The sequence below is a fragment of the Streptomyces parvus genome (genome assembly GCF_014648875.1).
GTDB classification, from domain to species: domain Bacteria; phylum Actinomycetota; class Actinomycetes; order Streptomycetales; family Streptomycetaceae; genus Streptomyces; species Streptomyces parvus.
The window spans coordinates 318,551-335,928 of the sequence record NZ_BMRY01000002.1 but is presented as its reverse complement, the minus strand read 5'-3'; the positions used below and the strand labels follow the sequence as shown (position 1 = coordinate 335,928).

The window sequence follows — 17,378 nt, the reverse complement described above, 5'->3', positions numbered from 1 at the left end:
CCAAGGGCTTCATGCCGGTCCACGAGGGGCTCGCGCTGTACGCCGCCGCCACCGGGGCCGGTGCGCTCGGGCTGCCGCTGCTGGAGGTGGGCACGTACTGCGGGCGCTCCGCGATCCTCCTCGCGGACGCGGCGCGGGCGGCCGGGGTGAGCGCGCTCACCGTGGACCACCACCGGGGCAGCGAGGAGCAGCAGCCGGGCTGGGAGTACCACGACCCGAGCGTGGTGGACCCGGAGGTCGGGCTGATGGACACGCTCCCGACCTTCCGCCGCACCCTGCACCGGGCCGGCCTGGAGGACCACGTGGTGGCGCTCGTCGGGCGTTCCCCGCAGGTCGCCGCCGTGTGGAGCGGACCGCTCGGGCTGGTCTTCATCGACGGCGGGCACACCGACGAGCACGCGAACGCCGACTACGAGGGCTGGGCCCCGCATGTCGTCGAGGGCGGGCTGCTGGTGATCCACGACGTGTTCCCCGACCCGGCCGACGGCGGGCAGGCCCCGTACCGGATCTACCGGCGGGCGCTGGCCTCCGGGGCGTTCACGGAGGTGTCGGTGACGGACTCGCTGCGCGTGCTGCGCCGCACGGGCACCGGGATCTGAGCGTACGGACCGAATCCGGGTCGTACGGGACCGGGGCCGGGACCCGGGCCCGCCCCGACGGCCGGATGGGTAGCATCGCCGCGTGCCGTACGACGACAGCCCTCCCCCCACCCGCCGCGCCCGGCCCCTGTCCGTTGCCGCCGCGCTGGCCGCCGTGTGCCTGACCGCCGCCGGATGCGGTGGCGGCCAGGAACCCGGAGAGGCCGGTGCGGCCTCGCCCCGGCCCGGCGGGGACGCCGCGACGTCGACGGCCCCGACCGGGGAACAGCCGGAGCCGACCGCTTCCGCTTCCCCTTCCGCGAAGCCGCTGCCGAAGGGCCCGCTGACCGGCCGGACCGTGGTGATCGACCCGGGGCACAATCCGGGTAACCGCGACCACACCCGGGAGATCAACCGGCAGGTCGACATCGGCACCGGCCGCAAGGAGTGCGACACGACCGGGACGGCCACGAACGACGGTTACGCGGAGGCCCGGTTCACCCTCGACGTCTCCCACCGGCTGCGGGCGCTGCTGGAGGCCGAGGGCGCCCGGGTCCGGCTGACGCACGACGCGGACCGGCCGTTCGGGCCGTGCATCGACGAGCGGGCCCGGATCGGGAACGAGGCGAAGGCCGACGCGGTCGTCTCGGTGCACGCCGACGGATCGGCGGTGGGCAACCGGGGCTTCCATGTGATCCTGCCCGCCGGGGTCAAGGGCGGCGGTGCGGACACCTCGAAGATCGTGAAGAGTTCCGCCGATCTCGGCGCGAGGATCGCGGGACACTTCGCCCGCACGACCGGAAGCGCGCCTTCCAATTACATCGGCGGAAATACCGGCCTGAACACCCGCGATGATCTCGGTGGACTGAATCTGTCGACCGTGCCCAAAGTCTTCGTCGAATGCGGCAATATGCGTGATCCGAAGGATGCCGCCCTGCTCACCAGTGCGAGCTGGCGGCAGAAGGCGGCCCAGGGACTGGCCGACGGCATTACCAGCTACCTGAAGGGGTAGTTCTGCGGTGATATTGGGGGGATACCCGCTCATGATCCGGGCTCGGGAGCAACCCGCCCGGGCAGACGATAGATTCATCCGTACGATGGGGAGCCGCTCCCGAGCTTCGAGCCGCACCGGCGGCAGCGACGACCGCCCCGACGAGACGACCGACTAAGGACCTTCACGTGAATATCCGATCCCTCACACGAGGCGACGGCGTGGTGATCGGAGCAGCGGTCGTGCTGTTCATCGCCTCTTTCCTCGACTTCTCCAGCTACGACTGCCCGCAGGGCGTCGACTGCTCCCGGTTCGACAGCCCGAACGCCTGGGACGCGCTCGGCATCCTGATGAGCGTCTACCTCGCCGGTGTCATCGCGGCGGCGCTGATGATCGTCGGCCGTGCGCTGCCCGGCCGCAAGGTCGTCGGGCTGGACCTCGGCCAGTTCGGTGCGGCGCTCGCCGTGTTCGCGCTGTGGACCGCCTTCTGGACGATCCTCGACATCAACAACGCCGGGGCCGGCCTCATCCTCGGCCTGCTCGCCACCATCGTGCTCGCCGGCGCCGCGATCGCCGGACCGATGGTGCCCTTCCTCAAGGCCCCGCTCCTCAGCCCGACCGCCCCGGCGCAGGGCCTCCAGGGTGGCCAGCAGCCGTACGGTGCGCAGCCCGGCCAGGGCTACGGCTACCCGGGCGGCCAGCAGCAGGCGCCCTACGGCGCCCAGCCGAGCCAGGGTTACGGCTACCCGGGCGCGCCCCAGCAGGGCCGGCCCGCCCAGGGCGACCCGGCGCAGGCGCAGCAGGCCCAGGCCCCGCAGCCCGCGCAGGGCGGCGCGGCTCCGGCGGGTGACTTCACCCCGTTCTGGTTCGCCGTTCCGGTGGCGCGCCCGCTGTACGGCGAGGACGGTTCGCCGAACCCGATCGCCGAACTGGCGCCGGGCACCTGGTATCTCGCGGTGGAGCAGCGCGGCCAGAGCCTGATCGCCCAGACGCAGGACGGCCGTCGTGGTGTCCTCCAGGACACCACGGGCATCCAGCGCGGCTGATCCCGACCGCACCGACCGCGGCCCCTCGCCCTTCCGGGCGGGGGGCCGTTGTCGTACAGTCCAACCCGCACCCCACAGATCTGACTGATCGTCAGACACGGCTGGAGGGAACGGTATGCGGCTCGGACTCGCGCTCGGGTACTGGGGCCGCGGCCCGGACCCCGGTCAGCTCGCCCTGGTCCAGGAGGCCGAGCGGCTCGGCTACGACTCGGTGTGGACGGCGGAGGCCTGGGGCTCGGACGCCTTCACACCGCTGACCTGGATCGCCGCCCACACCTCACGGATCCGGCTGGGGACCGGCATCGTCCAGATGGCCGCCCGCACCCCCACCGCGACGGCCATGCACGCGCTGACCCTGGACCATCTCTCCGGCGGCCGGATGCTGCTCGGTCTCGGCCTGTCCGGGCCGCAGGTGGTGGAGGGGTGGTACGGGCGGCCGTTCCCGAAGAGCCCGCTGACGGCGACCCGGGAGTACGTCGAGGTGATCCGGCAGGTGCTGGCGCGGCAGGGACCGGTCGAGCTGGCGGGCCGCTTCCACTCCCATCCGTACGACGGCCCCGACGCCACGGGGCTCGGCAAGCCGCTGAAGCCGATCACGCATCCGCTGCGCGCCTCGCTCCCGGTCCTGCTGGGGGCCGAGGGCCCGAAGAACATCGCGCAGACGGTGGAGATCGCGGACGGCTGGCTGCCGCTGTACTGGTCACCGCTGCGCACCGACGTCTACGAAACGTCCCTCACCGGGCTCCGGGAGGGGTTCATGGTCGCGCCGATGGCCCGCGCGCACGTCTGCGACGACGTGGCCGAGGGGCTGTGGCCGGTGAAGGCGATGCTCGGCTTCTACATCGGCGGGATGGGGCACGCGGCCCGCAACTTCCACGCCGATCTGATGGCCCGCATGGGGTTCGAGGAGGAGGCCCGGCGGATCCAGGAGCTGTTCCTCCAGGGCCGCAAGGAGGAGGCGGTGCGGGCGGTGCCGGACGCGTTCGCCGACGAGATCTCGCTGATCGGGCCGCGCGCCCGCATCGCGGAGCGGCTGGAGCTGTGGCGCGCGGGCCCGGTGACCGATCTGCTGGTCACCGCCCCGGACCCGGACACGCTGCGGGTCCTGGCGGAGCTCAACTCCTAGAATCCGACGGCTCAGCCGAAGGAGGACCGGTCCAGCCAGAAGTCCAGCAGCGCCGCGTCGCCCAGTACCTCCACGCGCGGGTCGGCCGGCTTCAGGCGGCGGTTGAAGACGAGCATCAGATCGGTGAGCGTGCCGCGCAGCGCGACCGTGGCCTTCTCGTGCGCGTGCCGCCAGGTGAAGCGGTCGTCGCCGAACTCGATCAGCCACTCCGCGCCGGGCACGTCGGTGGCGTGCAGATGCAACGAGCGCCCACCGCCCCGCAGTTCGACGGCCTCCGGGTCGCCCTCCTCCTGGGCGAGGGCGACGATGCCGAGCCACTCCTCGATGGTGTCGGCGGCCACCTCGGCGTCGACCTCGTACGGGGCGCGGGCGGCGAGTGCCGCGTCCGCCCGGTGCACGGCCGTCTCGTGCGTCATGCGGCGCGCCCAGAAGGCCGTACGCTGCTCCTTCGCCCAGGTCCACACCCCGGTGTCCGGCCCGGCCTCCCGCAGCGCGGCGACGGTGGCGGCCGCGCCTTCGGCGAGCCAGGCGTCCAGCGCGGCCGGGTCCTCACTGTCAGGACCCTCGATGCCGGGCACCTTGTCATCCGGGAACTCCTCGGTGGCCCGGGTGCGGACTATCTCGCCGGCCCAGCGGTGGGCGCCGCCGACATGCACCGCGAGCTCGCGGAGGGTCCAGTCGGGGCAGCTGGGAACGGTCACGCCGAGATCGGCACCGGTCAGCACCGCGCGCAGGGCGTCGGTCTGGGCCAGGATCTCGTCGCAGTAGCGGTCGTGGGAAAGAGATTTCATGCGGCACCCTAACCGGCGGCATCCGGGGTGATCACCACAATATCCGCCCGGAGTTGTCCGGCCGGCGGACAGCATCGGCCGACGGGTGCTACCCGGTCAGCTGGGAGGTGGAGGGAACCTTGTCCTTCACCTCGGCGCCCGCGTCCCTGCCCGCGTTCTTGATGCTGTCGATGACACTCTCGAACGCGCCGACGTCGCCCTCCCCCGCCTCGCCCTTGCGGAGTTTGGTCCCCAGGCCCTTGAGCGATTCGATCCCGGCGGTGAGCGGGGCGACGGCCTTCGACAGCAGCGGGTCGCCCTTGGCGTTCTCCGCCGCGGCCTTGAGCCGGTTGTAGGCGAACCCGCCCGCCAGACCCGCCTTGACGAGCGCGAGCCGCCGCCCCTCCGCGCCCTTCTTGAACGTCCCGGCGCGGTACGGCTTGATGATCCACTGGTACGTCGCCCCCGCCGCGAGCCCCGCGTTGGCGACGAACCGGGTCTTGGCGAGCCGCTGCTTCTGGGCCGAGGCGGAGACGGAGACGGCGGGGCTGGCGGCCGCCGAGGCGCTCGCCGCGTTGCCGCCCGAGGTGTCGTCGGAGCCGCCGCACGCGGTGGCGCCCGCCACCAGGGCGCAGGACAGCAGCAGCGCGGCCAGGGTGCGGCGGAGCGGTACGGAACGGGGCACGGCGGGGCCTCCTGACCGAGAGTGACGAATCTCGACACTCCCGCCCAGACTCACCCGTTCCTCAGGCGGCGGCCACCCGGCATGGGCCGTCCGGGTTTCACCCTGCGTAAAGCGGCAACCAGAGTTCCATGTCTCCCAGAACCCGTTCAGGAAGCAGTTCAGCGGCCCGCATCATCGCCGTCGTGGCCGACATCCTGGCCTTCATCATCATCCTGTGGATCCTGATGTACCTGCTGGACGCCAACCGGGGCAACGACTTCGTGCAGTGGGTGCACGACTCGGCCCGCTGGCTGGCCGGCTGGTCGTACGACCTGTTCACGTTCGACAAGACGTGGGCGAACGTCGTCGCCGGCTACGGTCTCGCGGCGGCGGTCTACCTCTTCATCGGGCACGCCGTGGCGGGTCGGCTCCGTCGCTGAACCGACCCCGCCCCGGGCGGTGTTCAGCAGCAGTCCGGCTCCAGGCCGACCGGCAGCCGCTCGCCGCCGAAGACCGCGGTGGTCGCCTCGTCCCCTCCGAGCGCGGCCACCGCGAGCAGCAGGGAGCCCGCCGTCCAGGTGGTCAGCTCCTCGGGCCAGACGGCCTTGTTGCCCTCGAAGACGTACCCCGTCCAGTACAGCCCGCCGTCGGCGCGCAGGTGCTGGATGGACTGGAGGATCTCCAGGGCCCGGTCCGACTCGCCCGTCGCCCAGAGGGCCAGGGCGAGTTCGCAGCTCTCGCCACCGGTCACCCAGGGGTTGGGCAGCACGCAGCGCACCCCGAGGCCGGGGACGACGAAGCGGTCCCAGCCCTCCTGGATGCGGGCGGTGGCCTCGGTGCCGGTGACCGCGCCGCCGAGGACCGGGTAGTACCAGTCCATCGAGTAGCGGTTCTTGTCGAGGAAGCGCTCGGGGTGGCTGCGGATCGCGTGGGCCAGCGCCCCGGTCGCCAACTCCCAGTCGGGCTGCGGCTCCTCGCGGCGCTCGGCGATGGCCAGCGCACAGCGCAGCGCCTGGTGGATGGAGGAGGAGCCGGTCAGCAGCGCGTCGGTCACCGGGGTGCCGTCGGGCTCCCGCTTCCAGCCGATCTGGCCGCCGGGCTGCTGGAGCCGGAGCACGAACTCGACCGCCGCGTAGACCGTGGGCCACATCCGGTCGACGAACGCGTCGTCGCCGGTGGCGAGGTAGTGGTGCCAGACGCCGACGGCCACGTACGCGCAGAAGTTGCTCTCCAGGCTGCGGTCCGTCGGCTGCTGCGGATCGCCGTCGTGGTAGGCGGCGTACCAGGAGCCGTCGGCGTTCTGGTTGCGGGCGAGCCACTCGTAGGCGCGGGCCGCGGCCTCGTGTTCGCCGGCCGCGTCCAGGGCCATCGCGGCCTCGGTGTGGTCCCACGGGTCGAGGTGGTGCCCGCGGAACCAGGGCAACGCCCCGTCCTCCCGCTGTACGGCGGCGATCGCGGCGACCGTCTCGGCGGCCTGGGACGCCGTCAGGACACCCGGCAGAACGAGGTGTTCGGTCTGTTCGGGGGTGCTCACGCCTCGGCCTTCGGAAGGTGCGGCTTGGTGGCGTACGCGACGAAGCTCTTGCCGACGACCGGGTTGAGGAGCTGCTCGGCGACCCGGGTCGCGAGCGGCTTCTTCATGATGTCCCAGACCAGCAGCTTGTGGTACGCCCGCACCGGCAGGGCCTTGTCGTTGTCGACGCCGAAGGCGCACTTGAGCCACCAGTACGGCGAGTGCAGGGCGTGCGCGTGGTGGGTGCCGTACGGCTTGAGTCCGGCCTCGCGGATCCGGGCGAGGAGCTGGTCGGCCTTGTAGATGCGGATGTGGCCGCCCTCGACCTCGTGGTACGCGTCGGAGAGCGTCCAGCAGATCTTCTCGGGGCCGTACCGCGGGACGGTGATCGCTATCCGGCCGCCCGGCTTGAGGACCCGGACCATCTCGGCGAGGACGCCCTTGTCGTCCGGGATGTGCTCCATGACCTCGGAAATGATCACGACGTCGAAGGAGTCGTCGGGGAAGGGCAGGTTGAGGGCGTCGCCCTCCATCGCGGTGGCGGTCGCGCCCTCGGGGGCCTCGCCGGCCTCCTTCATCGCGGCGAACCACTTGGCGACCTCGCGGATCTCCTCGCCGTTCTGGTCGAGGGCGACGACCTGCGCACCGCGCCGGTAACACTCGAAGGCATGCCGGCCGGCACCGCAGCCCAGGTCGAGCACTCGGTCGCCGGCGGCGAGCGGGAAGCGGGTGAAGTCGACGGTCAGCACGAGGGCCTGCCTTCGAGGTCGGAGGTACGGGTTCCGGTAAACGCGGTCGCAGTCACCTGCGGACTCCGCGGGCGGTGATCGCCCGACGGTACAGCTCGGCCGTTCCGGCGGCCGCCCGGGCCCAGGTGAAGTTGGCCAGCACCCGTGCGCGGCCCGCCGCGCCGAGCCGGGCGCGCAGCTCCGGGTCGGCCAGCAGCCGGGTCAGCGCGCCGGCCAGCGCGTCCGCGTCGCCGGGCGGGACGGCGAGACAGGTCTCCCCGTCGCGGCCGGAGACCTCGGGGATCGCCCCGCCGGTGGTGGCGACGAGCGGGGTGCCGGTGGCCATGGCCTCGGCGGCGGGCAGCGAGAAACCTTCGTACAGCGAGGGCACGCAGGCGACCTGGGCGCTGCGCACCAGGTCGACCAGCTCGGCATCGGTGATGCCCTTGACGAACTCGACGGCGTCCGCGAGCCCGTGCCGCTCGATGGCACGGGCGACCGGCCCGTCCTCGGCGCGCTTGCCGACGACGACGAGGTGGGCGGCGGGGTTCTCGGTGCGGAGCTTGGCGAGCGCGTCGACGAGGTGGACGAGGCCCTTGAGGGGGACGTCGGCGCTGGATGTGGTGACGATGCGGCCCGGGACCTCGGGGACGGAGGGGTCGGGCGACCACAGGTCGGTGTCCGCCCCGATGTGGACGACGCTGATCCGGTCCTTGCGTACGCCGAGGTCCTCGACGATCTCGTCGCGGGAGGAGCCGGAGACGGTGAGGACGGTGTCCAGCTTGCGGGCGACCCGCTTCTGCATCCGCGTGAAGGCGTACCAGCGGCGTACGGAGGCGCGCCGGCGGCGGCTGGTCGCGGCGGCCAGGTCGAGCCTGCGGTCCACGGTGATCGGATGGTGGATCGTCGTGACCAGCGGGGCCCCGAGGTCGCCGAGGAGTCCGTACCCGAGGGTCTGGTTGTCGTGGACGACGTCGAACTCGCCGCGCCGGGAGAGCAGGTGGCGGCGGGCGCGCAGACTGAAGGTGAGCGGTTCGGGGAAGCCGCCGGTCCACATCGTGGCGACCTCGGCGAGGTCGATCCAGTCGCGGTACTCGCCGCGCTTCGGCGTACGGAAGGGGTCGGGCTGCCGGTAGAGGTCCAGGCTGGGCAGCTCGGTCAGCGGGACGCCCTCGTCGAGCACCGGGTAGGGCTGCGCGCCGATGACCTCGACGCTGTGCCCGAGCCGCGCGAGCTCCCGCCCGAGGTGGCGTACGTACACACCCTGGCCGCCGCAGAACGGATTGCCCTTGTACGTGAGGAGTGCGATGCGCAACGGCCGGTCGCCGGTCCCGGCGATGCTGCCGTCGCCCGTGCGGGGGCCTGTCTCTATGGCCTCAGCGGTCACACTCGGCCCCCTTCTGACTGCGTGTTCGCCGGAGCGTAACCGGTCGCGCTAATCTAGAACAAGTTTCAGACTTAGCTGAACAAGTTTCGTACTTGATCGCTCGACGTGCGTCGAATCTACCGGCAGGTAGCGTCTGCGGAACGGCCGGATCAGGTGATTCGCGCCACGACGGACGCCCTGGCATGCTGTGCGCGCCCGGACCGCCCGCTTCGCCCGTCCGGGTGGATCAAGCCATGGATCGTGGATCGTGGATCGTGGAACGGGGACAGCATGACCGCGGACGCCAGACCGGCAGCGCCTGCGCTGACCGAGCGCCAGGAGGCCCGTCGCCGCCGCATCCTGCACGCCAGCGCCCAGCTGGCCAGCCGGGGCGGGTTCGAGGCGGTGCAGATGCGGGAGGTGGCCGAGGCCGCCGGGGTCGCGCTCGGCACGCTCTACCGCTACTTCCCGTCCAAGATCCATCTGCTGGTCGCGACCATGCAGGACCAGCTCCAGCATCTGCACACCACGCTCCGCAAGCGCCCGCCGGCCGGCGAGGACGCGGCCCAGCGGGTGGCGGAGACCCTGATGCGCGCCTTCCGCGCCCTGCAGCGCGAACCGCACCTCGCGGACGCCATGGTCCGCGCCCTCACGTTCGCGGACCGCAGCGTGAGCCCCGAGGTGGACACGGTCTCCCGGCTGACCACGGCGATCATCCTGGACGCGATGGGCCTGGAGCACCCGACTCCGGAGCAGCTCTCGGCGGTCCGGGTCATCGAGCACACCTGGCACTCGGCGCTGATCACGTGGCTGTCGGGCCGGGCGTCGATCGCCCAGGTGAAGATCGACATCGAGACGGTCTGCCGCCTCATCGACCTGACGGCGGAGCCGGGGCGGGAGACCGGGCGGGGCTGAGTGCCCTGTGGGCTCCGTCCGCTCCGGCGAGCGCGACGACGGCCGCGCGCCCCCGGTCCGTCCACTCCGTCAGCCGGACGTCGTCCGCCCCCGCCTTGAACAGCGCCTCCCGCCGGACCCACAACCGCAGCAGCGCCGGACCGGGATCCGGCCCGGCGCGGGCGGCGTCCACCTCGTCGTGCGGCAGCAGCCGCCGCAGTACGGAGACGGGTCCCGGCCGACGCGTCAGGGGCTCCACGTCGATACCGACCGGGCCCGGCCCGACCGCCGCCGCGGCCAGCCCGTCGGCGTGGCTGTAGCTGACGCCGAGGCCGGGGTGGTCCGGGAGATACGGCCGGCCGTGCCCGGCCCGCCCGCACCCGGGACAGCGCTGGGCGGGGGCGACGTCCCGGGGCGGCAGCCCGGTGGCCCGGGAGGCGCACAGCCGCAGCAGCAGCCGGGCCGCCACCACGTCGTCGCGTCGGCCGGGCACCCGGATACCCGCGAGCCGCTGCCGCTCCCACGGGGCGAGCAGGTCCTCGTCCAGCTCGGGGTGGGCCAGCACCTCGGCGGTGGTGGCGACCAGCGCGACGGCGGCCGGGGGCTTCTCGTACGAGACGGTCGGCCCCGGGCCCAGCCGGCCGGGCCCCGCGCTCACCCGGCCGGGACCTCCGCATGGCCGGCCGGGACCTCCGCATGGCCGGCGGGGTCGAGGAAGCGCTCCTGGACGCGGGCGAGGGTGCGGAAGTCGTCGATGGTGACCTCCTGAAGGTCAATGCTCGTGCCCGAGATCTCTTCCAGGAGGTCGATGAACTCCAGGAAGTCCATCGAGTCGATGAGACGGGCTTCGATGAGGTCCTCGTCCACACCGATCGGGCCGTCGAGGCCGGGATTCTTCTCGTGGAGCCACGCTGAGACCTGGTCCATGGGGGAAACGCTCCTCTTGCTGTTCTGGTGACTGAGCCGTTCCGGTGGCCGACGGACCGGGGGGTGGAGGTCAGGAACCGGCGACGGCGGCCCGGAGCCGCTCCAGCGCCTGTTCGGCCGTGCCGTGGGCGAGGATCATCGCGTGCACCCAGCGCTCGACGCCGAAGGCGACGCAGGAGCTGTACGCGGGCCCGTGGGAGCCGGCCCGGATGGAGAGCCGCTCACCGAAGAAGTTGCGGTGCCGGTTGACGGAGGCGATGGCCGTGCCGTCGGGGGCGCTGTACTCGTACTTGACCGGGTCGAGCGCCATCAGCCGGGCCCGCGACCCCCCGTTGTCGTAGAACGGGTCGTCGGCCGCCGCCCGGGTCAGGGTCAGGCCGAGCCGCCCCGCCACCTGCTGGACGAACTCCCCTCCCCGCGCCTGGTGTTCGGTGGCCCCGTCCTTGGTCCCGAGGTAGAGCACCTCGCGCATGTGGAACCCCCACAGGCGGCGCAGGCCGTCGTAGTGGGTCTCGTTGCGGAAGCAGCGGCCGGCCGCCGAGAGCCGCAGCCCGTCCTCGCCCACGTCCGCGCCCTCCAGGGAGAGCAGCAGGCCGTAGCAGGTCGCGGACGGCAGCACATGACCGGTCGGCTGGAGCGGGAGATCCTGGGGCGAGCCGCCGGAGGCCAGGCCGTCGAGCACGTCCGGGCCGAACCGGCCTGCGGATACCCCGAGATGGGGGAAGTTGCGGAAGAAGTCCAGCCGCGCGAGGCCGTCGACGGAGAGCAGGGGCGGCCCGACGACCTCGGGGGCGGAGAGCTGCGCGGCCAGACCGGTCAGCAGGTCGTCCAGGCCCCGCAGCAGGGCGGTGCGGACCGGGTCCAGCGTGATCAGGCCTGCGCCGGGGCTCTTCAGCTCGATGTCCGGCAGAGCGGTGATGCTGGATGTGTTCATGAGACCGCCGTCTTTCTGGAAAAGCGGATTGACGGGCCGTCATCTACCCGGCCACGCCCTTGGACACTAGGCCCGCCACTCGCCTGTTGTCTAGACCAAAAATACCGAACGGGAGGTATCGGTTCCATGGCCGTCGGGCACAGGACGGCACGCCATATCCCCATATGTACGGGGCACTTGACAGTCCGGGCGGTCTGGACCAATCCTGCTGATCGACGTGGTCACGGCTCCTCGCACCACGGCACTCCCATCCGTCCCGCCGACCGCGGCGACCCCGCTCCCCCGGGGTCGCCGCGCGGCCGGCCGAGGAGAAGAACCTGCCATGAACCCCATGACGACCCCCGCCCCTCGCCGCCGGCCCCGCCTGCATCGCGCGGCGTCGGACATCCCGTACTTCAGCGCGGACGGCGAGGCCTACCTCGCCCAGACGGCCCTGCGGGAGCTCGACAAGTCGCGTCCGCTGCGGGTGCTGTCCGAGGAGGACTTCGCGCACTGGCAGACGTACGGCTACGTCATCGTCCGAGAGGCGGTACCGGCGGCGACGGCCCGCCAACTACTCGACTTCACTTGGGAGTTCCAGGGCCTGGACCCGGATCGGCCGGAGAGCTGGTACGAGGACCGGCCGCTGCGCTCCGAGCTGGACCAGCAGCTGCACATCTACGGCTTCGTGGAGGCGTACCACCACCAACTCCTCTGGGACAACCGGCAGTCGCAGCGGGTGTACGACGCCTTCGTCGACGTGTGGGACTGCGAGGAGCTGTGGGTCACCCTGGACCGGCTCAACCTCAACCCGCCCAACCGGGGCAACCGCGACCGCGCGCTGATCGAGCCGACGGACCGGGGCTTCGACATCGAGCTGCACTGGGACATCGACACCACGCTCGCGGTGCCGCCGCAGCGGGTGCAGGGCATCATCGCGCTCAACGACACCCGGCCGGAGACGGGCGGCTTCCAGTGCTGCCCGGAGCTGTTCCGGCAGTTCGACGCCTGGAAGGTCGCCCAGCCCGCGGACCGGGACCCGTTGCGCCCGGCCATCGACCGGGATGAACTCCCCGTCGTACGACCGGATCTGCGCCCCGGTGACCTGCTCATCTGGAACGGCCTGCTGGCCCACGGAGTGGCGCGCAACCTCTCCGAGAACGGGGTGCGGGCCGTGCAGTACCTGTCGATGATGCCCGCGCTGGAGGAGCACGAGCGGCTGCGGAAGTCCCGGGTGGAGTCCTGGCGCCATCTGCGCACCCCGCGCTGGAACCGCACCCTGGTCGGCGACCCGGTGCTGCCCGAGTCCAAGCGCTACCCGACGGCCGAGCTGAACCCGCTGGGCAGCAGGCTGCTGGGGCAGGCCTCGTGGCAGGACCCGGTCGAGGGTGCCGAGGACGCCGGGAGCACGGCACCCGCCGCGCGGAGCGGGGAGCCTTCGTGCGCCGCGTCTGCCTGACCCTGCCCACGCACCGGGCGTGCACCGGGACGATCACGGCAATTGCCGAGGAAGCAACGTACGGGGCACGGGAGTTCGGGGTCGAGGTCCACCTCCTGATCCTGGACTCCTCCCCCGCGCCGGTGCTCGCCGAGCACCGGCAGGCGGTGGCCGCGCTGGTCGCGCAGCCCGGGGTGACCGTCCACCACCTCGACGAGGACGAGCAGCGGACTTTCCTGCGCGAGGTGACGGCCCGGTCCGCCGGGAATCCGTCGTCCGCAGACCGACTGCTGGAGCTGATGCTGCCGTCCCGGGTCTCCTACGGGGCCTGCACCAACCGGGCGTTCCTCATCGCCCAGGCCCTCGGCTGCACGTCCGTCCACCGCCGGGACTCCGACAGCCGCTACCAGTACGTCGACGGCGATCCGGTCTTCCCCCTCCACCAGGAGCTGACCTACCTGGGCCAACGTGCGGACGATGTACGGAAGTCGGCGACGCGAAGCAAGCTGCCACCGGGTTCGGCAGACCGGCGGGTGGCGGTGGCCGGCGGCTCCTTCGTGGGCGAGATGTCGGTGGACGTCGCGGAGATCCGCGACCTGGACCCGGACACGTACGGCGAACTGGTCGGCCTGTCGCTGCCCGAGGGCTACCCGGAGATCTGGCGCAAGCACCTGATCGACGCGTCGTTCCGGGGCGCGGGGACGGCTCCATTCGACGGCGACCGCACCGCGCTCGCCCCGATCAGCCCGACGCAGGTCGACATGTGCAACATCGGCTTCGACCACGAGCTGTACAGCAGGGTCCCGCTGCCGCCCGCGCCCGACACCATCGGCACCGACTACTTCCTGCTCCACCTCGCCCACAACGCCCAGCTGCCCGGCCTCCGGCACAACCGGCACATCGTCAACTTCCATACGGAGGAGCGGCGTACGGACGCCGGGTTCCTGGCGTATCAGCTCCGGTTCGCGAAGTTCCTTCTGGCGAAGGCGTATCTGAACACGGTGTACGCGAGGACGGCGGCGGCCGGTGACGCGCTGCTCGACGCGGAGGGCCACATCCAGGCGTCCGTGGTGGCCGGCTACGTCCGGGACAGCGTGGACCTCGACCGTACGGACGTCGCCCGCCGCCTGGACGTCATCGACCGGGCGTACCGCCGGCTCGGCGGCCGCTACACAACGGTCGCGGACACACTCGCCGACGGCCGCTCCCGGCTCCTGGACGAGGCCCGCGACGACATGGCCGACTTCGCGCACCTGATGGACCACTGGGAGGCCCTGACCCGTGCGAGCGCCGAAGCGGGCCTGGCCGTGACCCGATGACCCCCGCCGTCGGCAAGGACACCATGCACCAGAACCCTCCGCCCCTCACCACGACCACGGTCACCGTCGCCTACGCGGGCGGTGACGAGCGCCGGGGCCCCGTCACCATGGGCCAGGCCAACATGATCCGCTGCATCCTGCGGGACGACCCGACCCACATCAACATCCACGATGTGTGGCCCGTCCCGGAGGGCACCACCTCGGCGGCCGTCACCGACGCCCTGCGGGCCCTGACCGTACGGCACGAGGGGCTGCGCACCACCTTCCCGCACCCGCCGGGCGCGGCACCGGTCGGCCAGGTCGTGACGGCGGAAGGCACGTTCACGGTGACCGTGCTCGACCACGCCGAACTCCCCGGCGATCCGGCGGAGTACGCGGAGTCGGTGGCGCGGGCGGCCCGGGCCGGGCGTTTCGACCTCGACCGGGAGTTCCCGGTGCGGATCACCCTGCTCACCGTGGCCGGACAACCGGCCTACGTGGCACTGGCGTTCAGCCACGCGGTGGCGGACGGCAGCGCGATGGCCATCCTGCGCGAGGAGTTCGCCGAACTGCTGGCGGGCAAGGAGCTGCCGGAGCTCACGTCCCTGCCTCCGGTCGACCTGGCCGCCGTGGAGGCGTCCCCGGCCGGGCTGCGGAAGTCGGAGGCGTCCCTGCGGTACTGGGAGCGGATCCTCCGCACCGGGCCGCAGGAGATGTTCGCGGAGCCGCGCGGCAGGAGGCCGGGGACCGACGAGGAGGCCCGGCAGCTGACGCTCCGCTCCCGCCGGGGCGGCCAGGCGCTCGCCGGGGCGGCCCGCCGCACCGGACATCCCGAGGCCACCGTGCTGATGGCCGCCTGGTGCGCCCTGGTGGCACACCGGGCGGGCCAGGACAGCTGTGTCACCGCCGTCCCGAGCGCCAACCGGTTCCACGCGCGGGTCGCCCGTTCGGTGACCACCACGTCCCAGGACGCGCTGCTGCACCTGGACGTCCGGGTGCCCGCCTTCGACGCCCTGGTCTCCCGCACCTGGGGGGCGGTGCTCAACGCCTACCGGCACAGCCAGTTCGACTCCGTACGGCTGTGGGAGATGATCGACCGGGTCACCGCCGAGCGCGGCAGCCACTTCGGCCGGGACGTGGTGTTCAACGACGTGAGCGCCCTGCCCGCCCCGCTCCTGGGCACCGAAATGCAGAACGGCGGCGACGCCGAGCAGGAGCTGACGTGGGGGCCGCCCCAGGCGCTGCCGACCCGGATGCTCGCCTTCACGTACCGGACGACTCCCCAACTGCACATCTCCCTGTGGGCCGCTCCCTCGGTCTTCACCCCTGAGGAGGCGGAGGGGTTCCTCTCCGGGCTGGTCCTGCTCCTGGAGGCGGCCGCCGCCGGGGATGTGCCGATGGAGGCGCTGGCCGAGGTGACGGGGATACGTCCCGCTGAACGCGGGCCCGACTGGCTGCGGGTGGACGGCTGCTGGGTCTCACCCGACGCCGTGCGCGAGACGCTCGGCCGGGCGGTGGGCGGGCTGCCGGTGCACGTGGCCGAGGAGCCAGGACCGTACGGCTCCGCAGCGGGTGTGGCCGACACGGACGGCACTGCGGGCGAGGCGTCCGGCGCGGAGCCGCACCTGACGGCGTACATCGCCTGCGGCGAAACCCCGTTGGCGCCCGAGGAGGCCCACCGGGCGCTGACCGCACTCATCCCGGCCGCCGGTTCGGGGGTCCTGGCGCCCCACCGCTACGTAATCATCGGGAACCCACCCACCGAGCCGGACCGGAGCGACGCGTGGCGTCGGCTGAACACCATCGATGAAGGGACCGGCAGAAGCCGGCAGGTGTGACATGAGCGTTGACGACACGACCCTCCCGCAGCAGCCGGCCACGCTGCCGAGCCCCTGGCGGTCGACCCGGTTCCGGCTGTTCTTCACGGCCCGCAGCGCGTCGCTGCTGGCCGACGGCATGCTGATGGTCTCCCTGACCACGGCGGTGCTGGGGGCGGGCCACGGGGCGAGCGGCGTCGGGTACGCGCTGGCGGCGTGGATGACCCCGATCGTGCTGCTGGTGCTGTTCGGCGGGGTGCTGGCCGACCGGTTCACGCCGCAGCTGATGATGATCTGCGCGGACGTGGCACGCATGCTGGCCATGCTCACGCTGGCCACGCTGCTCTTCTCCTCGGACAGCGTCCCGCTGTGGCAGATCATGGGGCTGATGGCGCTGAGCGGGGCGGCGACGGCGATGTTCCAGCCCGGGATGGCGAGCATGGTCCCCCGGGTCGCCGAGGACATCCAGAAGGCCAACGCCCTGCTGCGGATCTCCGAGGCGCTGAGCACCCTGCTGGGCCCGGGCCTGGCAGGCATCCTCGTCGCGTACTGGCAGGTGTCGGGCTCGTACATCGTCATCGCGGCGGCGTACGCGCTCAGCGCCCTCGTCCTCCTCCCCCTCCGCAAGCTGCACACGGAACGCGACGAGGGCGACGCCCCGATGTGGCGCAGGCTGGCGACGGGCTGGCAGGAGTTCCGGTCCCGCCAGTGGCTGTGGGGCGTGATCGCGGTCTGGTCGGTGTACGGCCTGTTCGTGTTCGGCCCGGCGCTGCCGCTGGGCGCGGCGCTGATGATCGAGCAGCACGGGGCGAGCGGGTACGGCTGGATCGCCTCGGCGGACGGCGCGGGCACGATCATCGGCGGCCTGATCGGCATGCGGGTCCGCCCGCGCCGCCCGCTGGTCGCGGGAGCCCTCGCGATGCTCTGCTTCGCGCTCAACCCGCTGGCCCCGGCGCTGGAATGGTCGTTCACGGCCACGGCGGTCGCCCACGTGATCGCGGGATACGGCTTCGCGTTCTGGGGCGTGATGTGGGCGACGAGCGTCCAGTCGCACATCCCGCTGACGGTCCTGAGCCGCGTCTCGGCGTACGACGTGGCGGGCTCCATCATGGTCATCCCCCTGGGCCGCGCCCTGGCGGGCCCGGCGGCGGACGCGTTCGGCGCGAACGAGGTGCTGATCTTCTCGTCGGTGATGTCGTGCGCGCTGCTGGCGGTGATGCTGAGCGTCCCGGCGATCAGGGCGCTGCGGCGGGCGCCGGAGGGGATGCTCCGGCCGAAGGCGGAGGGCGAACCGGCGGTCTGACCTGGT

General features: G+C 72.3%; 18 protein-coding genes. 10 read left to right on the top strand and 8 right to left on the bottom strand.

Annotation, left to right across the window (positions count from 1 at the left end; translation table 11 throughout):
- The first annotated feature begins 11 nt into the window (after positions 1-11).
- From IE140_RS07680 to IE140_RS07665, 4 genes are all read left to right on the top strand, one after another.
- A complete protein-coding gene (locus IE140_RS07680; protein WP_366386611.1) occupies positions 12-599 on the top strand; it encodes a class I SAM-dependent methyltransferase in 588 nt (195 codons plus the stop codon).
- Positions 600-681: 82 nt separating this feature from the next.
- Complete coding sequence (locus IE140_RS07675) at positions 682-1,590, top strand: N-acetylmuramoyl-L-alanine amidase (protein WP_150193942.1); 909 nt, start codon at positions 682-684, stop codon at positions 1,588-1,590.
- A 167-nt stretch (positions 1,591-1,757) separates the two neighbouring features.
- Entirely contained in the window at positions 1,758-2,615 is an 858-nt protein-coding gene (locus tag IE140_RS07670; protein WP_150193944.1) for a DUF5336 domain-containing protein, read from the top strand.
- Between the two features lie 115 nt (positions 2,616-2,730).
- Positions 2,731-3,741 carry an LLM class F420-dependent oxidoreductase gene (locus IE140_RS07665; RefSeq protein ID WP_150193946.1) on the top strand — a complete coding sequence of 337 codons (1,011 nt, stop codon included), beginning with the start codon at positions 2,731-2,733 and terminating at the stop codon, positions 3,739-3,741.
- 11 nt (positions 3,742-3,752) lie between these two features.
- On the opposite strand, the gene IE140_RS07660 is transcribed toward IE140_RS07665, so the two are convergent.
- Both IE140_RS07660 and IE140_RS07655 read right to left on the bottom strand, forming a co-directional pair.
- Positions 3,753-4,532: a maleylpyruvate isomerase family mycothiol-dependent enzyme gene (locus IE140_RS07660; RefSeq protein WP_150193949.1), complete on the bottom strand. Its 780-nt coding sequence runs from the start codon at positions 4,530-4,532 to the stop codon at positions 3,753-3,755.
- 88 nt (positions 4,533-4,620) lie between these two features.
- Positions 4,621-5,196 (bottom strand): hypothetical protein, encoded by a 576-nt coding sequence (locus tag IE140_RS07655; protein ID WP_150193951.1) that lies wholly within the window; start codon positions 5,194-5,196, stop codon positions 4,621-4,623.
- Between the two features lie 128 nt (positions 5,197-5,324).
- Between IE140_RS07655 and IE140_RS07650 the strand changes: the two genes are divergently transcribed.
- Positions 5,325-5,615, top strand: a complete 291-nt coding sequence (locus IE140_RS07650; RefSeq protein ID WP_109178351.1) for a hypothetical protein — start codon at positions 5,325-5,327, stop codon at positions 5,613-5,615.
- Between the two features lie 23 nt (positions 5,616-5,638).
- Here IE140_RS07650 and IE140_RS07645 read toward each other — a convergent pair whose 3' ends face one another.
- From IE140_RS07645 to IE140_RS07635, 3 genes are read right to left on the bottom strand one after another with little or no spacing between them, the layout of a single operon-like run.
- Entirely contained in the window at positions 5,639-6,709 is a 1,071-nt protein-coding gene (locus IE140_RS07645; RefSeq protein WP_032776160.1) for a prenyltransferase/squalene oxidase repeat-containing protein, read from the bottom strand.
- Positions 6,706-7,437 carry a class I SAM-dependent methyltransferase gene (locus IE140_RS07640; RefSeq protein WP_019764966.1) on the bottom strand — a complete coding sequence of 244 codons (732 nt, stop codon included), beginning with the start codon at positions 7,435-7,437 and terminating at the stop codon, positions 6,706-6,708. Before IE140_RS07640 ends, IE140_RS07645 begins: the two co-directional genes overlap by 4 nt.
- Positions 7,438-7,489: 52 nt before the next feature.
- Entirely contained in the window at positions 7,490-8,803 is a 1,314-nt protein-coding gene (locus tag IE140_RS07635; RefSeq protein WP_150193953.1) for a glycosyltransferase family 4 protein, read from the bottom strand.
- Positions 8,804-9,073: 270 nt separating this feature from the next.
- Here IE140_RS07635 and IE140_RS07630 point away from each other — a divergent pair, with 270 nt between their 5' ends.
- Positions 9,074-9,697 (top strand): TetR family transcriptional regulator, encoded by a 624-nt coding sequence (locus IE140_RS07630; protein WP_032776158.1) that lies wholly within the window; start codon positions 9,074-9,076, stop codon positions 9,695-9,697.
- Here IE140_RS07630 and IE140_RS07625 read toward each other — a convergent pair.
- From IE140_RS07625 to IE140_RS07615, 3 genes are all read right to left on the bottom strand, one after another.
- Positions 9,651-10,334: a 4'-phosphopantetheinyl transferase family protein gene (locus tag IE140_RS07625; RefSeq protein ID WP_150193955.1), complete on the bottom strand. Its 684-nt coding sequence runs from the start codon at positions 10,332-10,334 to the stop codon at positions 9,651-9,653. The two genes, IE140_RS07630 and IE140_RS07625, sit on opposite strands and share 47 nt — an antisense overlap.
- The gene (locus IE140_RS07620) at positions 10,331-10,603 is read right to left on the bottom strand and encodes an acetyl xylan esterase (protein ID WP_093443288.1); all 273 of its coding nucleotides are present in this window, start codon (positions 10,601-10,603) and stop codon (positions 10,331-10,333) included. The genes IE140_RS07625 and IE140_RS07620 overlap by 4 nt, the downstream gene beginning before the upstream one ends.
- Positions 10,604-10,673: 70 nt before the next feature.
- Complete coding sequence (locus tag IE140_RS07615; protein WP_150193957.1) at positions 10,674-11,537, bottom strand: class-II aminoacyl-tRNA synthetase family protein; 864 nt, start codon at positions 11,535-11,537, stop codon at positions 10,674-10,676.
- A 322-nt stretch (positions 11,538-11,859) separates the two neighbouring features.
- On the opposite strand from IE140_RS07615, the gene IE140_RS07610 reads away from it, so the two are divergent.
- From IE140_RS07610 to IE140_RS07595, 4 genes are read left to right on the top strand one after another with little or no spacing between them, the layout of a single operon-like run.
- Entirely contained in the window at positions 11,860-12,975 is a 1,116-nt protein-coding gene (locus tag IE140_RS07610) for a phytanoyl-CoA dioxygenase family protein (protein WP_150193960.1), read from the top strand.
- Positions 12,957-14,273: a DUF6271 family protein gene (locus tag IE140_RS07605; RefSeq protein WP_150193962.1), complete on the top strand. Its 1,317-nt coding sequence runs from the start codon at positions 12,957-12,959 to the stop codon at positions 14,271-14,273. Before IE140_RS07610 ends, IE140_RS07605 begins: the two co-directional genes overlap by 19 nt.
- Complete coding sequence (locus IE140_RS07600) at positions 14,270-16,090, top strand: condensation domain-containing protein (protein WP_150193964.1); 1,821 nt, start codon at positions 14,270-14,272, stop codon at positions 16,088-16,090. Before IE140_RS07605 ends, IE140_RS07600 begins: the two co-directional genes overlap by 4 nt.
- A 1-nt stretch (position 16,091) precedes the next feature.
- Positions 16,092-17,372 carry an MFS transporter gene (locus IE140_RS07595; protein ID WP_150193966.1) on the top strand — a complete coding sequence of 427 codons (1,281 nt, stop codon included), beginning with the start codon at positions 16,092-16,094 and terminating at the stop codon, positions 17,370-17,372.
- Positions 17,373-17,378 lie beyond the last annotated feature (6 nt).

What these genes read in the sequence shown, in the direction of transcription:
- IE140_RS07680 (WP_366386611.1), top strand. Translation starts at nt 12, where the DNA reads ATGCCGGTCCACGAGGGGCTCGCGCTGTACGCCGCCGCCACCGGGGCC.
- IE140_RS07665 (WP_150193946.1), top strand. Translation starts at nt 2,731, where the DNA reads ATGCGGCTCGGACTCGCGCTCGGGTACTGGGGCCGCGGCCCGGACCCC.
- IE140_RS07660 (WP_150193949.1), bottom strand. Translation starts at nt 4,532, where the DNA reads ATGAAATCTCTTTCCCACGACCGCTACTGCGACGAGATCCTGGCCCAG.
- IE140_RS07650 (WP_109178351.1), top strand. Translation starts at nt 5,325, where the DNA reads ATGTCTCCCAGAACCCGTTCAGGAAGCAGTTCAGCGGCCCGCATCATC.
- IE140_RS07630 (WP_032776158.1), top strand. Translation starts at nt 9,074, where the DNA reads ATGACCGCGGACGCCAGACCGGCAGCGCCTGCGCTGACCGAGCGCCAG.
- IE140_RS07620 (WP_093443288.1), bottom strand. Translation starts at nt 10,603, where the DNA reads ATGGACCAGGTCTCAGCGTGGCTCCACGAGAAGAATCCCGGCCTCGAC.
- IE140_RS07615 (WP_150193957.1), bottom strand. Translation starts at nt 11,537, where the DNA reads ATGAACACATCCAGCATCACCGCTCTGCCGGACATCGAGCTGAAGAGC.
- IE140_RS07610 (WP_150193960.1), top strand. Translation starts at nt 11,860, where the DNA reads ATGAACCCCATGACGACCCCCGCCCCTCGCCGCCGGCCCCGCCTGCAT.
- IE140_RS07600 (WP_150193964.1), top strand. Translation starts at nt 14,270, where the DNA reads ATGACCCCCGCCGTCGGCAAGGACACCATGCACCAGAACCCTCCGCCC.
- IE140_RS07595 (WP_150193966.1), top strand. Translation starts at nt 16,092, where the DNA reads ATGAGCGTTGACGACACGACCCTCCCGCAGCAGCCGGCCACGCTGCCG.